The 17,840-nt window shown below is 67.3% G+C and carries 19 protein-coding genes and 1 pseudogene; 13 read left to right on the forward strand and 7 right to left on the reverse strand.

Features of this window, described 5'->3' with window-relative positions; all coding sequences use genetic code 11:
* Positions 1 to 2 precede the first annotated feature (2 nt).
* From FDZ84_RS27890 to FDZ84_RS38090, 4 genes are all read left to right on the forward strand, one after another.
* Positions 3 to 404, forward strand: a complete 402-nt coding sequence (locus FDZ84_RS27890; RefSeq protein ID WP_168588295.1) for a heme-binding protein — start codon at positions 3 to 5, stop codon at positions 402 to 404.
* Positions 405 to 557: 153 nt separating this feature from the next.
* Complete coding sequence (locus FDZ84_RS27895) at positions 558 to 1,340, forward strand: electron transfer flavoprotein subunit beta/FixA family protein (RefSeq protein WP_168588296.1); 783 nt, start codon at positions 558 to 560, stop codon at positions 1,338 to 1,340.
* Between the two features lie 30 nt (positions 1,341 to 1,370).
* Positions 1,371 to 2,330 carry an electron transfer flavoprotein subunit alpha/FixB family protein gene (locus FDZ84_RS27900; protein WP_168588297.1) on the forward strand — a complete coding sequence of 320 codons (960 nt, stop codon included), beginning with the start codon at positions 1,371 to 1,373 and terminating at the stop codon, positions 2,328 to 2,330.
* Positions 2,331 to 2,477: 147 nt separating this feature from the next.
* Positions 2,478 to 2,879: a hypothetical protein gene (locus FDZ84_RS38090; protein WP_210435150.1), complete on the forward strand. Its 402-nt coding sequence runs from the start codon at positions 2,478 to 2,480 to the stop codon at positions 2,877 to 2,879.
* A 275-nt stretch (positions 2,880 to 3,154) separates the two neighbouring features.
* Here the strand turns inward: FDZ84_RS38090 and FDZ84_RS27910 are convergent.
* A pseudogene (locus tag FDZ84_RS27910) lies at positions 3,155 to 3,544 on the reverse strand (electron transfer flavoprotein subunit alpha/FixB family protein); the annotation flags it as partial.
* A gap of 66 nt (positions 3,545 to 3,610) precedes the next feature.
* Positions 3,611 to 4,393, reverse strand: a complete 783-nt coding sequence (locus tag FDZ84_RS27915) for an electron transfer flavoprotein subunit beta/FixA family protein (RefSeq protein WP_168588298.1) — start codon at positions 4,391 to 4,393, stop codon at positions 3,611 to 3,613.
* Between the two features lie 621 nt (positions 4,394 to 5,014).
* Between FDZ84_RS27915 and FDZ84_RS27920 the strand changes: the two genes are divergently transcribed.
* From FDZ84_RS27920 to FDZ84_RS27960, 9 genes are read left to right on the forward strand one after another with little or no spacing between them, the layout of a single operon-like run.
* A complete protein-coding gene (locus FDZ84_RS27920; protein ID WP_168588299.1) occupies positions 5,015 to 5,704 on the forward strand; it encodes a 3-oxoacid CoA-transferase subunit A in 690 nt (229 codons plus the stop codon).
* Positions 5,701 to 6,345: a 3-oxoacid CoA-transferase subunit B gene (locus FDZ84_RS27925; protein ID WP_168588300.1), complete on the forward strand. Its 645-nt coding sequence runs from the start codon at positions 5,701 to 5,703 to the stop codon at positions 6,343 to 6,345. The genes FDZ84_RS27920 and FDZ84_RS27925 overlap by 4 nt, the downstream gene beginning before the upstream one ends.
* Before the next feature lie 17 nt (positions 6,346 to 6,362).
* Positions 6,363 to 7,208 carry a cyclase family protein gene (locus FDZ84_RS27930; RefSeq protein WP_168588301.1) on the forward strand — a complete coding sequence of 282 codons (846 nt, stop codon included), beginning with the start codon at positions 6,363 to 6,365 and terminating at the stop codon, positions 7,206 to 7,208.
* A 53-nt stretch (positions 7,209 to 7,261) separates the two neighbouring features.
* Positions 7,262 to 7,765, forward strand: a complete 504-nt coding sequence (accB, locus tag FDZ84_RS27935) for an acetyl-CoA carboxylase biotin carboxyl carrier protein (protein ID WP_168588302.1) — start codon at positions 7,262 to 7,264, stop codon at positions 7,763 to 7,765.
* Between the two features lies 1 nt (position 7,766).
* Positions 7,767 to 9,125, forward strand: a complete 1,359-nt coding sequence (locus tag FDZ84_RS27940) for an acetyl/propionyl/methylcrotonyl-CoA carboxylase subunit alpha (RefSeq protein ID WP_168588303.1) — start codon at positions 7,767 to 7,769, stop codon at positions 9,123 to 9,125.
* Between the two features lie 8 nt (positions 9,126 to 9,133).
* A complete protein-coding gene (locus FDZ84_RS27945; protein WP_168588304.1) occupies positions 9,134 to 10,627 on the forward strand; it encodes a carboxyltransferase in 1,494 nt (497 codons plus the stop codon).
* The gene (locus FDZ84_RS27950; RefSeq protein ID WP_246868478.1) at positions 10,611 to 11,432 is read left to right on the forward strand and encodes an enoyl-CoA hydratase-related protein; all 822 of its coding nucleotides are present in this window, start codon (positions 10,611 to 10,613) and stop codon (positions 11,430 to 11,432) included. Before FDZ84_RS27945 ends, FDZ84_RS27950 begins: the two co-directional genes overlap by 17 nt.
* Before the next feature lie 54 nt (positions 11,433 to 11,486).
* Positions 11,487 to 12,623, forward strand: a complete 1,137-nt coding sequence (locus FDZ84_RS27955; RefSeq protein ID WP_246868479.1) for an acyl-CoA dehydrogenase family protein — start codon at positions 11,487 to 11,489, stop codon at positions 12,621 to 12,623.
* Between the two features lie 8 nt (positions 12,624 to 12,631).
* On the forward strand, positions 12,632 to 13,507 hold the full coding sequence (locus FDZ84_RS27960; RefSeq protein WP_168588306.1) for an acyl-CoA dehydrogenase family protein: 876 nt from the start codon (positions 12,632 to 12,634) through the stop codon (positions 13,505 to 13,507).
* Between the two features lie 388 nt (positions 13,508 to 13,895).
* Here FDZ84_RS27960 and FDZ84_RS27965 read toward each other — a convergent pair whose 3' ends face one another.
* The 5 genes from FDZ84_RS27965 to FDZ84_RS27985 are packed head-to-tail and all read right to left on the reverse strand — an operon-like array spanning position 13,896 to position 17,819.
* Positions 13,896 to 14,396, reverse strand: a complete 501-nt coding sequence (locus tag FDZ84_RS27965) for a flavin reductase family protein (protein WP_168588307.1) — start codon at positions 14,394 to 14,396, stop codon at positions 13,896 to 13,898.
* A 29-nt stretch (positions 14,397 to 14,425) separates the two neighbouring features.
* Positions 14,426 to 14,845, reverse strand: coding sequence for a nuclear transport factor 2 family protein (locus FDZ84_RS27970; protein ID WP_168588308.1), 420 nt, complete (start codon positions 14,843 to 14,845; stop codon positions 14,426 to 14,428).
* Positions 14,846 to 14,855: 10 nt separating this feature from the next.
* A complete protein-coding gene (locus FDZ84_RS27975) occupies positions 14,856 to 15,692 on the reverse strand; it encodes a mycofactocin-coupled SDR family oxidoreductase (protein ID WP_168588309.1) in 837 nt (278 codons plus the stop codon).
* Positions 15,693 to 15,695: 3 nt separating this feature from the next.
* Complete coding sequence (locus tag FDZ84_RS27980) at positions 15,696 to 16,952, reverse strand: bifunctional 3,4-dihydroxy-2-butanone-4-phosphate synthase/GTP cyclohydrolase II (protein ID WP_168588310.1); 1,257 nt, start codon at positions 16,950 to 16,952, stop codon at positions 15,696 to 15,698.
* A 33-nt stretch (positions 16,953 to 16,985) separates the two neighbouring features.
* A complete protein-coding gene (locus tag FDZ84_RS27985; protein ID WP_210435151.1) occupies positions 16,986 to 17,819 on the reverse strand; it encodes an enoyl-CoA hydratase/isomerase family protein in 834 nt (277 codons plus the stop codon).
* Positions 17,820 to 17,840: the final 21 nt, after the last annotated feature.

The following is a 17,840-nucleotide window of genomic DNA, read 5'->3' on the forward strand; positions in this document are numbered from 1 at the left end:
TCATGGCAAAGCTCACGGCCGAGCTCGCGCAAAAGATTCTGGTCGCAGCCGCCGCGAAGGCCACGGAAATCGACTCGCCCTCTAGCATTTCCATCCTCGACAGCGGAAGGGAACCCGTGGCTTTCCTGCGCCAGGATGGCGCTCTCCTCGCATCACCGGAGATCTCGTCCAACAAGGCCTACACCTCGGTGTCCATGAAGATGCCGACCGGTGACCTCAATGAACTGGTCCAACCTGGTGGGCCGTTCTTCGGCCTGCAGACTGCCCAGGCCCGGCCGTTCGTGACCTTCGCGGGCGGCGTTCCGATCCTGGTCGATGGTGAGGTCGTCGGTGCGATTGGCGTTGCCGGCGGAACCGGCGAACAGGACGAGGAAGTCGCGAACGCTGGCGCTGCGGCCGCCTGACCGCGAGTCGATCTTTTAACGGTACCTGGCGCACATGGGCGTGGCTGAGGCGTCGGCCGCCGGGAAGCCTCCCGGCGGCCGACCCCGGGAACCGACCTAAAGAGCAACGGAGTCGGATGGCCTGTTGGACAGCGCCGTGGGGAGAGGAGAGGAATGAACATCGTCGTTCTGGTGAAGCAGGTGCCGGACACGTATTCCGAGCGGCGGCTCGCGGGTGCGGATCACGCGCTGGATCGTGAGTCGGCGGATGCAGTGCTGGATGAGGTCAACGAGCGTGCGGTGGAGGAGGCGCTGCAGATCACCGAGGCCCAGGGCGGTGAAGTCACCGTTGTGTGCATGGGCCCGGATCGCGCCACGGATGCGATTCGCAAGGCGTTGTCGATGGGGGCAGACAAGGCGGTGCACCTATCCGATGCGGCGCTGGGCGGCACCGACGCGCCGGCGACGGCGCGGGCGCTGGCGAAGGTCATCGGCACCGTCGAGGACGTCCACTTGGTGATCGCCGGTAACGAGGCCACCGACGGCCGGGTGGGCGCGGTCCCGGCGATGGTGGCCGAGGTGCTGGGCTGGCCGCAGCTGACCTTCGCGCGCAAGGTCGAGACCGACGGTTCTAGCGTGAAGGCCGAGCGGGAGACCGACGCGGGCATCGTCAACGTCGAGGCTGGGTTGCCGGCGGTTGTGTCGGTGACGGAGAAGATCAACGAGCCGCGGTATCCGTCCTTCAAGGGGATCATGGCGGCGAAGAAGAAGCCGGTCAGCGTGCTGTCGCTGGCGGACGCGGGGATCGAGGCGGGCGAGGTCGGGCTGGCTGGCGCCGCCTCGCAGGTGGTGGCCTCGGCGCCGAAGCCGCCGAAGTCCGCGGGTGTGAAGGTCACCGACGAGGGCCAGGGTGGCGTGGCCATCGCCGGGTTCCTGGCCGGCGAGAAGCTGGTTTGACGCCGTCCGGTATTTCGAGGAGAGGAAGTTATGGCTGAGGTTCTGGTCCTCGTCGATCACGTGGACGCTGAGGTCAAGAAGGTCACGTTCGAGCTCTTGACGGCGGCGCGGCGGTTGGGCGAGCCGTCGGCGGTCGTGGTCGGTGAGCCGGGCACCACCGGGAAGCTGACCGAATCGCTGGCGGCCTATGGCGCGGCGAAGGTGTATTCCGCGGAGTCGGCGGAGGCGGCGGGCTTTCTGGTGACCCCGCAGGTGGACGTGCTGGCCGACTTGGTGGGTTCGGTGTCACCGGCGGCGGTGCTGGTGCCGGCGTCGGTGGATGGCAAGGAGATCGCCGGGCGGCTGGCCCTGCGGCTGGGCTCAGGTCTGCTCTCGGAGGTCGTGGACCTCGACGGCGACTGTGTCGGTGCGCACTCGCTGTTCGGCGGCGCGTATGACGCGAAGGCCAGGATCACGAAGGGCACGCCGGTGATCACGGTGCTGCCGGGTGCGATCGAGGCCGAGGCGGCCGAGGGTGCCGCGGCGGAGGAAGCCGTGGAGGTTCCGGCGCAGGATGCGTCCAAGGCGGCGCGGATCACCGGGCGGCAGCCGGTGGAGGCCGGGGACCGCCCGGAGCTCACCGAAGCGTCGATTGTGGTTTCCGGTGGCCGGGGTGTCGGCTCGGCGGAGTCCTTCGAGGTGGTGGAGAAGCTGGCCGACTCGATGGGTGCGGCGGTCGGTGCCTCGCGTGCGGCGGTGGATTCCGGGTATTACCCGCACCAGTTCCAGGTCGGGCAGACCGGTAAGACCGTCTCGCCGCAGTTGTACATCGCGCTGGGGATCTCGGGTGCGATCCAGCATCGGGCCGGTATGCAGACCTCGAAGCGGATCGTGGCGGTAAACAAGGACCCCGAGGCGCCGATCTTCGAGATCGCCGACTTCGGCGTGGTCGGGGACCTGTTCACCGTCGCCCCGCAGCTCACCGAGGAGATCACCAAGCGCAACGGCTGACCGGGGAGTCTCGCGGGCAGGCCTCGAAGCCGGTGGCTGACATCGAAACCGTCATCTGTCGGCTTCGGTCGGCAGTACTGTCCTAAAAGGACTCGCTAGAATTCGTGGGCTGCTCGTTTTTCCCGGTGTGCGAACGAGAAACTCTGAATGAAGGGCTATGGCATGGGTGCCGTGCAGCTGGTCCTGGGCTTGATGTGTCTCGCCGTGACGGTGGTCGCGGTGGTGATGGTGGTCAGGACCGTGCGGCGGATGGTGTCGTCGGTCCGGCTCGGACAAGCTGATCCGACTCGGAAGGGACCGTTCGGTGCCCGGTTCGGCACCATGTTCAAGGAGATCCTTGGGCGCACCAGGATGCTGAAGTGGGGCCATGTGGGTGTGGCCCACTGGTTCGTGATGCTGGGCTTCCTGGGGTTGAGCCTGAGCGTGGCCGAGGCGTACGGGAGGTCTTCCACCCTGCGTTCGAGTTCCCGCTGCTGGGTGAGTCCGGCCCGTGGAACCTGCTGGTGGAGATCCTGGGGATCACCACGATCGCCGGCGGGTTCTGGCTGAACGGGGTACGCCGGGCCAATCACCCGCGCCGGGCGGGGCGGGTGTCGCGGTTTGCGGGGTCGAATTTCTGGCAGGCGCATTTCGTCGTGGCCGTGGTGCTGCTGGAGGGCGCGGGCATCGCGGGTCTCCGCGCGTTCAAGGAGTCCTCGGGCCTGTTGCACGCGGGGGTGTGGTCGGCTCCGCTCTCGTACCTGCTAGGCAGTGTGCTGCCGGCGAGCACGGCGGCGGTGTCGGTTCTCGCGGCGTTCAAGATCCTCTCGGCGATGATCTGGGTGCAACGAGTGCGAACTGACCCCTCGGGCGTCGATGTCCACGGCATCCGACAGCAGACCCGAATCGATCCGCACGGCCAGCCGTCCAGCGATCTCCTTGCCGTCGGTCGACGCTGGGAGCAGGACCGCTGCTGGAGAGGTCTGTGACACCAGGTTGGCCAGCACGTCCACCTCGGGGGTCACCAGGACTTGGGCGGCCTCGGCAGACTCGGCGGCATAGACCTTGGCCGAGCCGTAGGAGCGCAGCGCCTCGGTGAGCTTCCCGGTGGTTCCTGGTTCGCCCACCACGACAGCCGAGGGTTCGCCGAGTCGGCGGGCCGCGGTGAGCAGCTCGAACGTGACCTTCTTGACCTCGCCGTCCACGTGGTCGACCAGGACCAGAACCTCAGACATAACGAAACTCTCCTCGAGAAACCAGTGGAACAGGGGGTCGAGCTCTGCCGTCGGCTGTGGACCAATTCAGATCAGCCTCTGACCGGCCAAGAACTCTGTGATCTGCACACCGCCGGAACCTTCGTCGATCACACGCTGACCGGCCTGCTTCTGCGGCTTCGGAGCCGACTCGATGACCTTCGACCCGGCGTTGGCCAAACCGACCTCGGACGCGTCGATCCCGGCATCGGCCAGCGTCAGAACCTGCACGGGCTTCTTCTTGGCGGCCATGATGCCCTTGAACGACGGATATCGCGGCTCGTTGATCTTCTCGGTGACCGACACCACTGCGGGCAGGTTCGCCTCGACGTGCATGACACCGGTATCGGTCTCGCGCTCCACGGTGATCGTCGACCCGTCGCTGGCTACCTTGCGCGCACACGTCAGCTGCGGCAGGCCCAACAGCTCGGCCAACATTGCAGGCACCGCACCCGTGCGGCCGTCGGTGGCCTCGTTTCCCGCGAGCACCAGATCCACCGACTCGATGGTGCCGATGACCTTGGCCAGTACGCGAGCCGTCTGCACCGCATCCGACCCGTGCAGCGCATCGTCCGCGAGGTGAACGGCCTTGTCCGCACCCATCGACAAAGCCTTGCGGATCGCATCAGTGGCCCGGTCCGGCCCCATGCACACCACCGTCACCTCGCCGCCATGTGCTTCCTTGATCAGCAAGGCTTCCTCGACGGCACGCTCATTGATCTCATCCAGCACGGCGTCCGCCGACTCGCGGTCGAGAGTGTGGTGTGCACCGGACAGCTTGCGCTCGGACCACGTGTCGGGCACTTGCTTCACCAACACGACAACGTTCATCGTTTCCTCCGTCATTCGCGGCCGTGTGGAACCGCTACGTGTTATTAACCCGAGAAGGTGCGGACTGAACGCCGACTGTTTCGGCAATGCAGGTCGACGTTGTCTTCCTGCCAGTACGACGGTGACTTCCTGCTTGGTGCACACGCCCGTCTTCGCGTGCTCGACCTCGAGCAGCTTCATGGTGTCGCGCACTCGCCATCTCTCGATGGGGGAGCGAGGAAGCGGGCATGGCCGAGCTTCGTGCTCGCTGGGGTGAGCCGGACGAGCTCGATGCCAACGGCACAACGAGAACGAGGGTGAGGAAGCCGTGGGCGATGATGGCACAACGGCGGGCGCATTGCCAAACAAACGGTAGGGAGTTGAACTAGCGCGGATGCTTCGGTCGCCGCTGGGCGGTGGTTGCTTTCGCTCGAGTAGGACGGTGTGCTGGGTCTCGGCGGGATCCTGTCGGTGTACGAGCTTCGATGAAGAGGATAACCGCAGTTCGCGCGAGTCTGAGCGCGGGCTGAGGTCTCCGCGACGGCTGCAGGAGTCCACTAGCCTGAGACTCCTCGGTTGTCTCTTTCGTTTCGGCGCAGTCGAAGGTAGCCTACCAATCGTTTGGATCGGAAGGAGTCGCGAGTGGCGGTAGACAAAGTCGTCCCCTCGGCCGCGGCGGCCATCGCCGATATTGGTGACGGTGCGACGGTGATGATCAGTGGATTTGGCCCGCCTGGCCAGCCGGACCTGCTCATCGAGGCCCTGTACGAATCGAGCGTCACGGACTTGACCGTGATCAACAACAACGCGGGCGCAGGCGGGAAGGCCATTTCGGGCCTGTTCGCGGCCAAGCGGGTGCGCAAGGTGGTCTGCTCGTTCCCCAAGGCCATCGGATCCACGGTTTTCGACGAGCTGTACCTCGCTGGGGAGATCGAGCTGGAACTGGTGCCGCAGGGGACGCTGGCGGAACGCATCCGGGCCGCCGGCGCTGGCGTGGCCGGGTTCTTCACGCCGACCGGTTATGGGACCGAACTCGCCGAGGGCAAGGAAGTTCGGGTTCTCGACGGCCGCCCGTGTGTGTTCGAACGCCCGCTCGTCGCCGACTTCGCGCTCGTCCGTGCGCACCGCGCCGATGCGCACGGCAACCTCGTCTACCGCAAGACAGGCCGGAATTTCGGGCCGTTGATGGCCTCTGCCGCCGAGGTGACGATCGCGGAAGTGGGCGGCATCGTTCCGGTCGGGACGCTTGATCCGGAAATCGTGGTGACGCCGGGGATCTACGTCGACCGGGTAGTCCTCGGGGCGGACAGCGGAGCGGAGGAAGGACGATGAGCTGGTCGCGGCACGAGATCGCCGCCCGGGCGGCGCTGGACATCCCGGACGGCGCCTACGTGAACCTCGGGATCGGCATGCCCACGCTGGTGGCCGACCACGTACCGGTGGGCAAGCAGTTCATCCTCCACACCGAGAACGGCATGCTGGGGATGGGGCGCGCAGCGGCCGAGGACGAGATCGACCCGGACCTGATCAATGCTGGCAAGGTCCACGTCACCGAGGAAGCCGGCGCTGCCTACTTCGACCACGCCGAGTCGTTCGGGATGATCCGCGGCAGGCACCTGAGCTACTGCGTGATCGGTGCCTACCAGGTGTCGCAGGACGGTGACCTCGCCAACTGGCGGACGACGTCCCCGACGGTGATCCCCGGGGTCGGTGGCGCGATGGACCTCGCGGTCGGGACCCGTCACGTATTCGTGGCAATGGACCTGTTCACGCGCTCCGGCGAGTGCAAGCTCGTGAAGTCCTGCAGCTATCCGTTGACCGCAACCCGTTGCGTGGAGCGGGTGTACAGCGATCACGGGGTCTTCGAGCCGTCTCCGGACGGTTTCCGCGTCATCGAGCTCGCGGGTGGCGTGGAGATCGAGGAGCTTCGTGAGCGCTGCGGTCTCGATCTCATCGACGCCGTTCCGGCGTGACCAGGGAAAGGAACGCGATGACGGCGACGAGTGCAGTACCGGTGCGCTGGGGCGGGCGGTCCTGGGAGGGGGCTACGACCTGGCCCGACCGGACGTCGAAGGCCTACGACCTAGCGGTGCGGTTGGAAGTGGGCATGACGCAGCATGCCGCCCACGAGCGCTACGGCTACCGGCTCGTGCAACGGCACGGCGACCACAACTACCCCAAGGGCATCTCAGCGGCGATGGAGGTGATGTCGATGCCCGGTCACTGTGGCACGCACGTCGACTCCCTCGGCCATATCTCGGTCGATGGGTGTATTACGGGCGACCGTGACATCACCTCCCTGCAGTCCGAAGAGGAGGGAGTGCCGATCGGTTCGGTCGAGGAGCTCCCACCGCTTGTCGGGACAGGGCATCTCGTCGACGGGGAGGAACTCTTCGGACGTGAGATGACGAACCGCGATGGTTTCGGCGCGCGAGAGCTCGAGGAGTGGTTCGCCGGACGGCCGGAGCCGGGGCCCGGTTCGGTCGTCCTGTTCCGAACCGGGTTGATGAAGTACTGGGACACCCCGGACCGCTACCTCGGCACCGGCGTGGGGCTGCCGGGTGTGTCGTTGTCCGGGGCTGAATGGCTGTCGTCGCGGGGAGTTCTCGCGGTGGGGGGAGACACCGCGAGCTTCGAGCACAAGCCCGAGTGGACGGTGCCCGCGCTTGATGTCCACGTGCACTTTCTGGTGAGGTCCGCGATTCCCATCATGGAGTCGGTCTACCTGGAGGGGCTCGCGTCGGACGGCGTGTACGACGGGTTCTTCTTCGTGGCCACACCGCTGCGCATCAAGGGCGGCACCGGTTCGCCGATCCGTCCTCTCGCCTTCGCATAAGCCAGGGCGCGTGCTCCCACATCAACCGAACCGTTCGACCGAAGGACAGATCAATGACGCTCACCCCGGCGGACATCAAGCTCATCGTCGCCGCCTTGCAGGACTCCGAATGGGACCAAGCCGAGGTTGTCGTCGGGGACGTCCGGGTCGCGGTCGCCCGCAACGGGGCGCCGCTCGACTCCGCGTCCGCCCCGAATCCGGCCCCAGTGACCGCTCCAGCTCCCGCCGCTGCGGCCCCGGCTCCTCCCGAGTCTGGCCCCGCGGCGTCCACCGCTCCCGTTCCGCAGGCTCCCGAGCCCGCCGGGCAGGGTGGTGGCCACGTGGTAACCGCGCCGAGCGTCGGCGTCTTCTGGCGTGCCCCGGAGCCCGGGGCGAGGCCGTTCGTCGAGGTCGGCTCGAAGGTTTCCGCCGGTGACACCATCGGCATCGTCGAGGTGATGAAGCTGATGAGCAACGTGGCAACCGACGTGGCCGGGACCGTGACCGCGGTGCACGTGGAGAACGCGCAGGGTGTCGAGTTCGGCACGCCTCTGGTGACGATCCAGCCGGAGAACTGAAATGCGCAGCCTTCTCATCGCCAACCGTGGCGAGATCGCCGTCCGGATCGTGCGCGCCTGCTTCGACGAGGGCATCGAGAGTGTCCTGGTCGTCTCGGCGGCCGACACCGATTCGCTTGCGGCCCGGCTGGCCGACCGAGTTGTCGTCATCGGGCCCGCGTCGGCGTCGGAGAGTTACCTGTCGGTCCATCGCGTGGTCGCGGCGGCGCTCTACGCCGGGTGCGACGCTCTGCATCCCGGCTATGGCTTCCTGTCCGAGCGTCCGGAGCTGGTCGACGCCTGCGAGGAGAACAAGATCACCTATGTCGGGCCGCCCGCCGACATCATGCGCCGTTCGGGGTCGAAGCTCGGCGCCCGCGAGGTGGCGGAGAAGGCCGGAATCCCGACCGGCAAGGGCACCCCCGGCCTGCGTGACGTCGAGGACGCCGTGCGCGCAGCGGAAGCGCTGGACAACTTCCCGTTGCTGCTGAAGGCTTCCGCAGGGGGTGGCGGCCGCGGCATGACGATCGTGCGCGACGTGGCGGATTTGCGGGAGGGTTTCGCCCGTTCCTCCACCGAGGCCGAGCGTGCGTTCGGTGACGGCACCGTATACCTGGAGCCCTACATCGAGAAGGCGCGCCATGTCGAGGTGCAGATCCTCGCCGACACGCACGGCAACGTCTGTCACCTCGGCGAGCGGGACTGTTCGACGCAGCGCCGATACCAGAAGATCATCGAGGAAGCACCGGGCGCGGGCCTGCCCGAGGAGCTCGCCGAGGCGATCCGCACCTCTGCGGTGGAGCTGTGCCGGGCGCTGGGTTACGTGGGCGCGGGGACCGTGGAGTTCCTGGTCGACGCCAAGACCCACCGTTACGTCTTCCTCGAGGTCAACGCCCGCGTCCAGGTCGAGCATCCGATCACGGAGATGGTCACCGGCGTCGACATCGTGCGCGAGCAGTTGCGTATCGCCCGCGGTGAGCCGCTGTCGTTCCGGCAGGAGGACGTGCGCCTGGCCGGTCACGCCATTGAGTGCCGCATCAACGCCGAGGACCCGCGCAGCGACTTCCGGCCCACCCCGGGCCGGATCGAGAAGTGGACCGTTCCGCAGGGGGCGGGTGTCCGCGTCGACACCTACGCGCACGACGGTGCTGTGGTCGCTCCCTGGTACGACTCGCTGGTCGCGAAGGTGATCGTGCATGCGGCTGACCGCCCCGCGGCCGTCGACCTGATGCGTCGGACGCTCGAGCGCACCCGTGCCGAGGGCATTTCGACAACCGTCGGCGTCCACCGCGCCATTCTCGGCGATCCCGCATTCGCCCAAGGCCCGGTGACTACCCGCTGGCTCGAGGAGCAGTTCCTGCCCTCGTGGCTGGAGGACTAGGAGAGTTCATGCACATCGATTTCGTCGACCAGAGCCTGCGCGACGGTCAGCAGAGCCTGTGGGGCATGCGAATGCGCGCCTTCGAGGCCGCGCCCGCGTTGCCGTACCTCAAGCGCGCCGGGTATCGCACGATCGATCTCACCGGCGCTGGCATGTTCACCGTGCTGCTGCGCGAGTACCACGACGACCCGTGGGGAACCCTGGACTTCCTCGTCGCCGGTCTCGGCGAGAACGAGCTGCGCTCGGGCTTGCGCACCATCAGTTGCGTCGGGTTCGCGCCCACTCCGCAGGTGATCCTCGACCTGTGGATCACGACGTTGATCAAGCACGGTTCGACGAGCTTCTGGCTCTACGACTGCCTCTACGACATGGAAACCATGAGGCACATGGTCGACGTGGTCACCAAGGCAGGCGGGCAGCCGGTACCCGCGTTGATGTACGGCCTGACCGATGTGCACGATGACGCGTTCTTCGCCGAGCGAGCCGGGCACATGGCCTCGTGGCCAGGTGTGGAGTCGGTCTACATCGAGGACGCCGCTGGCGTGTTGAAGCCGGAGCGTGCGAAGACGCTGCTGCCGGCGATCCGCGCCGCGACCGGGAACATCCCGTTGGAGATGCACGCGCACAACACGACCGGGCTTGCGCAGCACAACTACATCGTCGCGATGGAAAGCGGATTCCAGCGCTTGCACACCGCGTCGCGACCGCTGGCCAATGGACCGTCGCTGCCCTCGACCGAGATGATGAGCGTGATCGTCGAGAGCCTTGGCCATACGCAGGACCTGGACACCTCGACGTTCGGTCCCGTCGCGGAGGCATTCGAGCAGGCTGCCCGGGTGGGAAACCATCCGCTCGGCGCGCCGGCCGAGTACGACCCGCGGATCTACGAGCACCAGCTGCCGGGCGGGATGACCGGGACGCTGATCAATCAGCTCGAGCGCCACGGCATGGGACACCGCCTGCAGGAAGTCCTCGAGGTGATCCCGCAGGTCCGCGTCGAGCTGGGCTCACCGATCATGGCGACGCCCTTCTCGCAGTTCGTCGGCATCCAGGCCGTGCTCAACACAGTCACCGGCAAGCCCTACGAGATGGTGCCCGACGAGGTCGTCCACTACGCCCTCGGTCACTACGGTCCGCTGCCCGCACCGATCGCGCCCGACGTGCTGGACCGGATCCTGAGCACTCCGCGCGCCAAACAGCTGGCGGACTGGGAACGGCCGGATCCCTCGCTGGCCGAAATCCGCAATCACTTCCCGAGCGGTATCTCCGACGAGGAACTGCTGCTGCGGTACATGTTCTCCGACGAAGAGGTCGACCAGACGATCGCGAACGGCCCGGTGCGGACCGACCCGCGGCGCAGTGCGAACCAAATCGTCGACGCGATCCTCGATCTGATCGGCAACCCCGGCGGGAGCCGTTCGTTCGCGGTGTCGACTCCGGACTTCGGCCTGAAGCTGCGGAAGGGGAACTGCCGTGGGGGAATGCTTGCTGGTCGAGCGTGACGGTCCTGTCACCTGGCTGACGCTGAACCGCCCCGAGCGACTCAATGCGCTGTCCGACGAGCTTTTGGAAAGCCTCGGCTACGCGCTGGAGGAAAGCGAGTCGACCGACGCCGGTGTGGTCGTCATCCGCGGCGCGGGACGGTCGTTCTGCGCGGGTTACGACATCGCGCCGGACTCCGCGGAGGTCGGTTACGCGGCCGAGCGCACGCCGGTGCAGGACCGTGATCGGTTGCTGGCCAACATCGAGTTGTTCACCCGGATATGGCGGCACCCGCAGCCGGTTATCGCGCAGGTTCACGGCCACTGCGTGGCTGGCGGTGCGCAACTGGCCTCCTTGTGCGACATCACGATCGTGGCCGAGGACGCGGGGATCATGACGTCTCCCGCGTTGCCGTTGGGAGGCGGTTACCTCTCTCCGCTGTGGGTGCACCGGGTCGGGCCCCAGCGAGCGAAGTTGATGTCGTTCGATGCTGGCCGGAAGATCTCGGGGAAGGTCGCGGTGGACTGGGGATGGGCGGCGGAAGCGGTGCCCGCGGAGGAGCTGGCGACCTACGTCCGGCGCACCGCGCATTCGCTTGCGCGCACCCCCGCGCCCTTGCTGCGCCTAAAAAAGGAAGCGGTCAACCGCATGGTCGAGCACCAGGGTCTGCTCACCCACGCTCGCACTGGCGCCGAGACAGATGCCCTGCTGCACCAGACTCCGGAGGTCAAGCACTTCCAGGAGTCGATCAAGTCGCTCGGCCTGAAAGGTGCCATCGCGGCGTTCAACGCATCGTTCACCGACACATTCGGCCGCGACGCCTGAACCGCAAGCGCCGCCCGCGCTCGTGGTGAACACAACCGCTTATGGAGGAAGATCGTGACATCCGTGGCGACACGCGGTGCCAACGACCTCGAGACCTTCGCGTCCGAGGCGCAGAGGTGGCTCGCGACCGCGGTGCCCGCCCGGTGGAGGGAGAACCGCGGCCGGCTGACCGGTGAAGATTCCGACGCACTGCGCCGTGAGTGGGACTGCATCCTGTGGGAGGGCGGTTACTCAGGTCTGTCCATCCCCGCGGAGTACGGTGGACGCGGCCTCGGTCTGGCCGAGGAGGTGGTGTTCCACGTCCTCGCAGGCAAGGTCCAGGCACCCGACGGACTCACTCGGGTGGGCAAGACACTCGTTGCGCCCATGCTGATCAAGAGCGGTACGCCCGCGCAGCGCGGGGCCTACCTACCGCCGATGATGCGCGGCGAGGAGGTGTGGTGCCAGGGCTTCTCGGAGCCCGAAGCCGGATCCGACTTGGCCGGCGTCCAGACCCGCGCGCGCCAGGTAGAAGGCGGCTACCTACTGACCGGGCGCAAGGTGTGGACGTCCTTCGCGCAGCACGCACAACGCTGCCTCGTGCTCGCGCAGACCCAGCCCGACGCCGGGCGCTACCGCAACCTGAGCATGCTGTTGGTCGACATGACCCAGCCGGGCATCACGATCAGCGACATCAAGCAGATCTCCGGTGCCATCCATTTCGCCGAGGTCCGATTCGACGACGTCTTCGTCGCCGAGGACGACCGCGTCGGCGCCGACGGCGAGGGCTGGCAGGTCGCCATGCGGGTGCTCGGCGACGAGCGCGGTGGAGTCGAGACGGCCACCCGGTACGTCGAGATCCGTTCCGATCTCGACCTGCTGCTCAAGACGGTCGGGCACCGGCCGGAGCTGGCCGACCGCCTGCGCGAACTCGACGTCCGGGCCGAGCTGTTGCGCTGGCAGCTCGCCAAGGTCGTCGACCGCGAGGTCGATGCGGACAGCGCGTTCCAGCGTTCGGGGTCGGTCCTCAAGGTGATGTGGAGTGAACTGTGGCAGGACGTGACCCGTCTGGGGCTGTCCACCGCCCCGCACATTCACCGCGAGCACTGGCGCTACCAGTACCTGGAGGCGCGAGCCGTGAGCATCTACTCCGGAACCAACGAGATTCAGCGCAACATCCTGTCCGAACGCATCCTGGGACTGCCGCGATGACACACACCATGACCACCACACCGTCCGAAGTGGGCACTCTGGGCGCGGAGGCGATCCGGGACGTACTGCGCCGGGCGACTTCGGGTTCGCCGATAGCCACCTACGCCGAGGGCGAATCGCCGGTGTCGTGGAACGTCCTGGCCTCCGGCGGGTGGGATCTCATCGGTCATCCCGAGAACGGCGCTTCTGTTCGTGATCTCGCGGAGGTCGCTCGCGCCTGGGGGTATGGCTGTGTCCCGCTGCCGCTGATCCCGACTCTCGTCGCCAAGCGTCACTCCGCGGCTGCCGCAGGGCATGATGGGCCGGTCACGCTGGCGCTGCCGTTGTCCGGCACGACGCGGTACTACGTCCCGTTCGGCCAGGTGGCGGGCATCCGTCTGGCGACGGGGCTCGGTGCCGGAGCCGACGAACTGGCCGACGTGCCCGGGGGTGAATCGGATACCCTGGCGCTAACGATGCTCGGCATCGAGTCGGATGCCAGGACCGCGCTCACGGATACGGTCGCCCGGGAGATCGCCATCCTGCTGGCGGCAGAGGCCGCCGGCGGTGCCGAGCGGCTTCTGTTCGACTCGACCGCCTTCGTCACCGAGCGCAAGCAGTTCGGCAGGCCGGTCGGTGCGTTCCAGGCTGTCAAACACCACCTCGCCGACGCCGCGATCGCGGCCGAACTGGCAGAGACCGCGGTCATCTGGGCCGCCGAGCGGCCAGGGGAGGCGTTCCGCGGCGCGTTGTTCGCGATCGATCGCGGCATCGACATCGCCGAGCTGGCCGTCCAGGTGCACGGCGGCCTCGGCTTTACCTGGGAGATGGGCCTGCATTTCCCGCTGCGGCAGATGATGATGGCCCGCGAGCTCGTCTCCGCCCTGGAGGAAGTCCACGGCTGATCGGCGTGGACTTCCTCCAGGGCCGATCAGCCGGCAAACAGCCGGAACTTTTTGGGCGAAATCGCCAACCGCCCCGCCTGCAAGGTGGCGATTTCGCGAGAAATTGACCGTCACCCGGGTGAACGCCAATTTCTCGCGAAATTGCGCCGTCCACGAGGCTTCGCCGCCTCGACGGCCACCCACCCACGACGAACCTGACACCCACGGAAGCAGCAGAAGAGCCGGAATTCTCGGTCATTCCCCAGTCCTCGATCACGCGAGTTCCGGCGGCCTCGGCGAGCCCTTCCAAGGCCGCCGGGGTCGATCACCGCGATTCGTCTGGGGTGATGGACGGCGCCCGTAGGTGATCAACTGCGCAACAGTCCTGAGCGGTGTGATCATGACGTCCTCAGTCGACTGCGGCGAGGGTGCGGAAGCGGCTGCCGTGGAAGACGAGGGGAGCCGCACCAGGATCGGCGCGCAGGCCGTGGATGCGAAGCAGGGCGATCGCGTGATCGCCCGCAGGCAGCTCACGTTCCACGGAGCAGTTCAGCCACGCCGTCGCGCCATGGACGTAGACGGCGCCATCGGACGTCGCTTCCCACGACACCTTGGCGAACCGGTCGCCTTCCTTCCGGGACAGGCTCAGGCATTCGGCATCATGCCCTTCGGCGAGGACGCTGACGCCGAGGCGTGTCCGGGGCCGGAGTTTGGGCCACGTCGCAGACGTGTCCTGCACGCAGACCGACACGAGAGGTGGGTCCATCGAGACCGAGGTGAACGAGCTGGCGGCCATGCCGACGGGTACCCCGTCGACCAGCGTACACACGGCCGTTACCCCGGACGGGAAGCAGCCGAAGGCCTGCCGGAGCGTGCGCGGGTCGCCGGTCAGCGGTTCGAGCTGGATCATCTTTACCTTCCACGAACTAGAAGGGACTGTCAGGCGTCTCCGGCGAGGATGGCGCCGCGCAGGACCGCCCCGGTGAACGGTTCGTACTGGTGGGCGTGGAACCGCCAGGCGCCGTCCTCGTAATGGAATTCGTCGGTGTAGCGGCCCAGCGTCACCAGGCGCACCGCGTCCTCATCCACCGCCAGGACCTGCACGTAGGCGGCTCCATAAGCCACTTCGCCGAGCCCGCTGTCGACGATCACGGACGAGACCAGATGCCGGATTCCGGTCGGGGTCCCGGCGGCGGTGACCAGGTCGGCGATCGCGTGCCGCCCGGTCACCGGCTCGGCACCGGGTGCACGGATGAACGTCGCGGTAGTGGTGAACAGCAAGCCGAACTCCTCGGCGCGCCCGTCGTCGTAGTACTGCGCGTAGCGCGCGTAAAGCTCGGCGATCTCCGGTTTGGTCATGGTGCATCCGTCATTTCAGCAGGGCGCCCGCGTCGACGGGGAGCGCGGCGCCGGTGATGAAGCGGGCGTCGTCGGAGACCAGGAACAGCAGCGCGTTGGCGATGTCCTCGGGTTCGACCCACGGGGTAGGCAGCACCTGCAGCATGCGGGCGGCTTCGAGGAAGTCCTCGCGCGTGGGATTGTCAAGGTCGGGCCGGAACATCCTCCAGGTCGCCTCGTTGTCCGCCATCGGCGTGGCCACCTGGGTGGGGTGGATGCTGTTGACGCGGATGCTTCCGGGGCCGAGTTCGAGCGCGAGGGACTTGGCCAACCCGACGATCCCGTGCTTGGCGGTCACGTAGTGCGGAATGTTGGCGAAGGGATGCAGGCCGGCGACCGAGTTGGTGATGACGATCGCGCCGCCGCGTCCGCCCGCCTGGATGTGCGGGATAGCAGCCCGGCAGGTGTGATAGACGCCGTTAAGGTTGATGTCGATCATGTCTTGCCACACGGAGTAGTCCATGCCAGGCGCCGTGGTGGGTGCCGCCGCGATCCCCGCGTTGGCGGCGACGATGTCGAGTCTGCCGAGCTCGGCCACCGCTCGGTCGACCACCGCTGTCAGAGTGGGGAGGTCACGCACGTCGGCGACCGACGTGATGATCCGCTTGCCCAGTGCCTCAACGGCTTTCGCCGTCTCGGCAAGTTCCTCGCGGCTGCCGCCGGGGTAGGGGACGCCGGGAATGTCCTCGCAGATGTCGACCGCGATGATGTCCGCGCCCTCCCGAGCCAGCGTGATCGCGTGCGCGCGGCCCTGGCCGCGGGCAGCTCCGGTGATGAAGGCGACTTTGCCCTCGACACGTCCCGTCATGTTTCACGAGCTCCTCTGCTGGTCTGCGGTCGATCGTTCGGCGTCGGCTAACAGATGCCCCAGCCGCTCCCGTTTGGTGCGCAGGTAACGGACGTTGTGCGGGTTGTGGTTGACTGGGAGTGAGACCCGGTTTGCGATCTCCAGCCCGTAGCCCTCCAACCCGCCGTACTTGGCCGGGTTGTTGGTGATGAGCCGGAGCCTGCGAACACCGAGGTGGCCAAGGATCTGGGCGCCCACGCCGTAGCTTCGGGAGTCGACGGGCAGCCCCTGCGCCAGGTTGGCGTCGACCGTGTCCAGGCCCTGCTCCTGTAGCGCGTAGGCGCGGATCTTGTGGCCTAGCCCGATTCCCCGGCCCTCGTGACCACGGAGGTAGACGACGGCGCCGCAACCCTCCTCGGCGATCGCCCGCAGCGCCTGTTCGAGTTGGGCGCCGCAGTCGCAGCGCAGCGAGCCGACGATGTCGCCGGTGAGGCATTCGCTGTGGACGCGCACCAGGGCGCCGCGTTCGGTGCGCCCCTCGGCGGCGATGTCGCCGAGGACGAGCGCCAGGTGCTCGGTGCCGTCGAGCTTGGAGCGGTAGGCCAGGGCGCGGAAGTCGCCGAATACGGTCGGCATCGCGGACTCACTGATCGGCTCGACCAGCTCCTCGGTCGCCCTGCGGTAGCGGACGAGGTCGGCGATCGCGAGCCGTGGCAGGTCGTTGTCGACTACGAACTCGGTGAGCTCCGCGCCGCGGAGCATTTCCCCGTCGGCGGCGACCAGCTCGCTGATGACACCGACGGGGCCGCGTCCGGCCAGCCGCAAGAGATCCACCGCAGCCTCGGTGTGCCCGGCACGAACGAGCACGCCGCCTTCTCTCGCGCGCAACGGGAAAAGATGTCCTGGGCGGCGTAGCTGTTCCGGCGAGGTGGCGGAATCGGCCAGGGCTCGGCAGGTGAGCGCGCGGGCCGTCGCCGAGACCCCGGTGCCTGCATCGACGTGGTCGACGGAGACGGTGAACGCGGTGCCGTGGGCGTCGGTGTTGTCCTCGACCATGAGCGGTAGGCCGAGCGCGTCCGCACGATCACCGGTCATCGGGGTGCACACGATGCCGGTCGTGTGCCGCACCAGGAACGCCATCTGTTCGGGAGTCACGTTGTCCGCAGCGAGGACGAGATCGCCCTCGTTTTCGCGGTCGTGGTCGTCGACCACGACGATCATCCGTCCTTCGGCGAGTGCCGTGACGGCCCGCCGGACTGCTTCGGCTGGTGTCGTGAGCATTGGGAAACCTCCTTGTTCCGGCCGACCGGCTCGTCAGCTGCGGAAGCGTGCGATGGCCTGCTTGAGGCCGATCTCCTTGACCAGTTCCTGCAACTCGGTCACGTCGGGTGTGGTGTGGATCAGCGCGTCGGTATCGGCGCCCATGCCGGCCACGGTTAGGAACCCGCTCATTTCCTGCACCCGGTTGACGGCGAGCTTCTTCATCCGCAGGATCGACGCGGGTGTCTTCGCGATGGACAGCGCCAGCTCGCGCACGTACTTCTCCAGCTCCCCGGCCGGGACCGCCGCGTTGGCGAAGCCCCACCCCACGGCCGTGCGCCCGTCGATGCGGCGACCGGGCACGAACGACATCTCCTTCGCGCGCTGTGGTCCGACCTGGAACGACCACAGGGGCGAGATGAACCCGCCACCCAGGGGGATCGCGGGAGAGGCAGCGATCTGCGTGTCCTCGGCGACGACGGTGATGTCGCAGAACAACGCGAGCTGGGTGGCCCCGGCCATGCAGTACCCGTGGACAGCGGCGATGACCGGTTGCGGATGTCGCCAGATCCGGATGAATCGGTCGATGTAGGCCGCTTGCCGGTCGCGGTCGGCCACCGAGCTCCGAGTGTGCGCGTCGCCGATCTCCTCGGAGTCACCGGACACGTCGTAACCGGCCGAGAATGCGCGGCCCGCGCCGCGCAGCACGACCACCCGCGCGTCGGAGCTCTCCAGCGTGGCCAGGTGCGCGGCGAGTTCGTCGAGCATGCGCATGGACAGCGCGTTGAGCCGATCCGGCCGATCAAAGGTCAACCACGCGATCGGCCCTTCGCGCTCGAGGCGCATCTCGGAAGATGTGTCGTTCGCAGTTTCGTTCCGCTCGGGCACCAGTCCTCCTCATCACGGCAC

The organism is Saccharopolyspora sp. ASAGF58 (assembly GCF_012277335.1).
Taxonomy (GTDB): domain Bacteria; phylum Actinomycetota; class Actinomycetes; order Mycobacteriales; family Pseudonocardiaceae; genus Saccharopolyspora; species Saccharopolyspora hattusasensis.

Coding starts and splice junctions, on each gene's coding strand:
- FDZ84_RS27915 (WP_168588298.1), bottom strand. CDS start 4,393: ATGAACGTTGTCGTGTTGGTGAAGCAAGTGCCCGACACGTGGTCCGAG.
- FDZ84_RS27975 (WP_168588309.1), bottom strand. CDS start 15,692: ATGACGGGACGTGTCGAGGGCAAAGTCGCCTTCATCACCGGAGCTGCC.
- FDZ84_RS27970 (WP_168588308.1), bottom strand. CDS start 14,845: ATGACCAAACCGGAGATCGCCGAGCTTTACGCGCGCTACGCGCAGTAC.
- FDZ84_RS27965 (WP_168588307.1), bottom strand. CDS start 14,396: ATGATCCAGCTCGAACCGCTGACCGGCGACCCGCGCACGCTCCGGCAG.
- FDZ84_RS27930 (WP_168588301.1), top strand. CDS start 6,363: ATGACGGCGACGAGTGCAGTACCGGTGCGCTGGGGCGGGCGGTCCTGG.
- FDZ84_RS38090 (WP_210435150.1), top strand. CDS start 2,478: ATGAAGGGCTATGGCATGGGTGCCGTGCAGCTGGTCCTGGGCTTGATG.
- FDZ84_RS27925 (WP_168588300.1), top strand. CDS start 5,701: ATGAGCTGGTCGCGGCACGAGATCGCCGCCCGGGCGGCGCTGGACATC.
- accB (WP_168588302.1), top strand. CDS start 7,262: ATGACGCTCACCCCGGCGGACATCAAGCTCATCGTCGCCGCCTTGCAG.
- FDZ84_RS27895 (WP_168588296.1), top strand. CDS start 558: ATGAACATCGTCGTTCTGGTGAAGCAGGTGCCGGACACGTATTCCGAG.
- FDZ84_RS27960 (WP_168588306.1), top strand. CDS start 12,632: ATGACCACCACACCGTCCGAAGTGGGCACTCTGGGCGCGGAGGCGATC.
- FDZ84_RS27980 (WP_168588310.1), bottom strand. CDS start 16,952: ATGCTCACGACACCAGCCGAAGCAGTCCGGCGGGCCGTCACGGCACTC.
- FDZ84_RS27945 (WP_168588304.1), top strand. CDS start 9,134: ATGCACATCGATTTCGTCGACCAGAGCCTGCGCGACGGTCAGCAGAGC.
- FDZ84_RS27900 (WP_168588297.1), top strand. CDS start 1,371: ATGGCTGAGGTTCTGGTCCTCGTCGATCACGTGGACGCTGAGGTCAAG.
- FDZ84_RS27890 (WP_168588295.1), top strand. CDS start 3: ATGGCAAAGCTCACGGCCGAGCTCGCGCAAAAGATTCTGGTCGCAGCC.
- FDZ84_RS27940 (WP_168588303.1), top strand. CDS start 7,767: ATGCGCAGCCTTCTCATCGCCAACCGTGGCGAGATCGCCGTCCGGATC.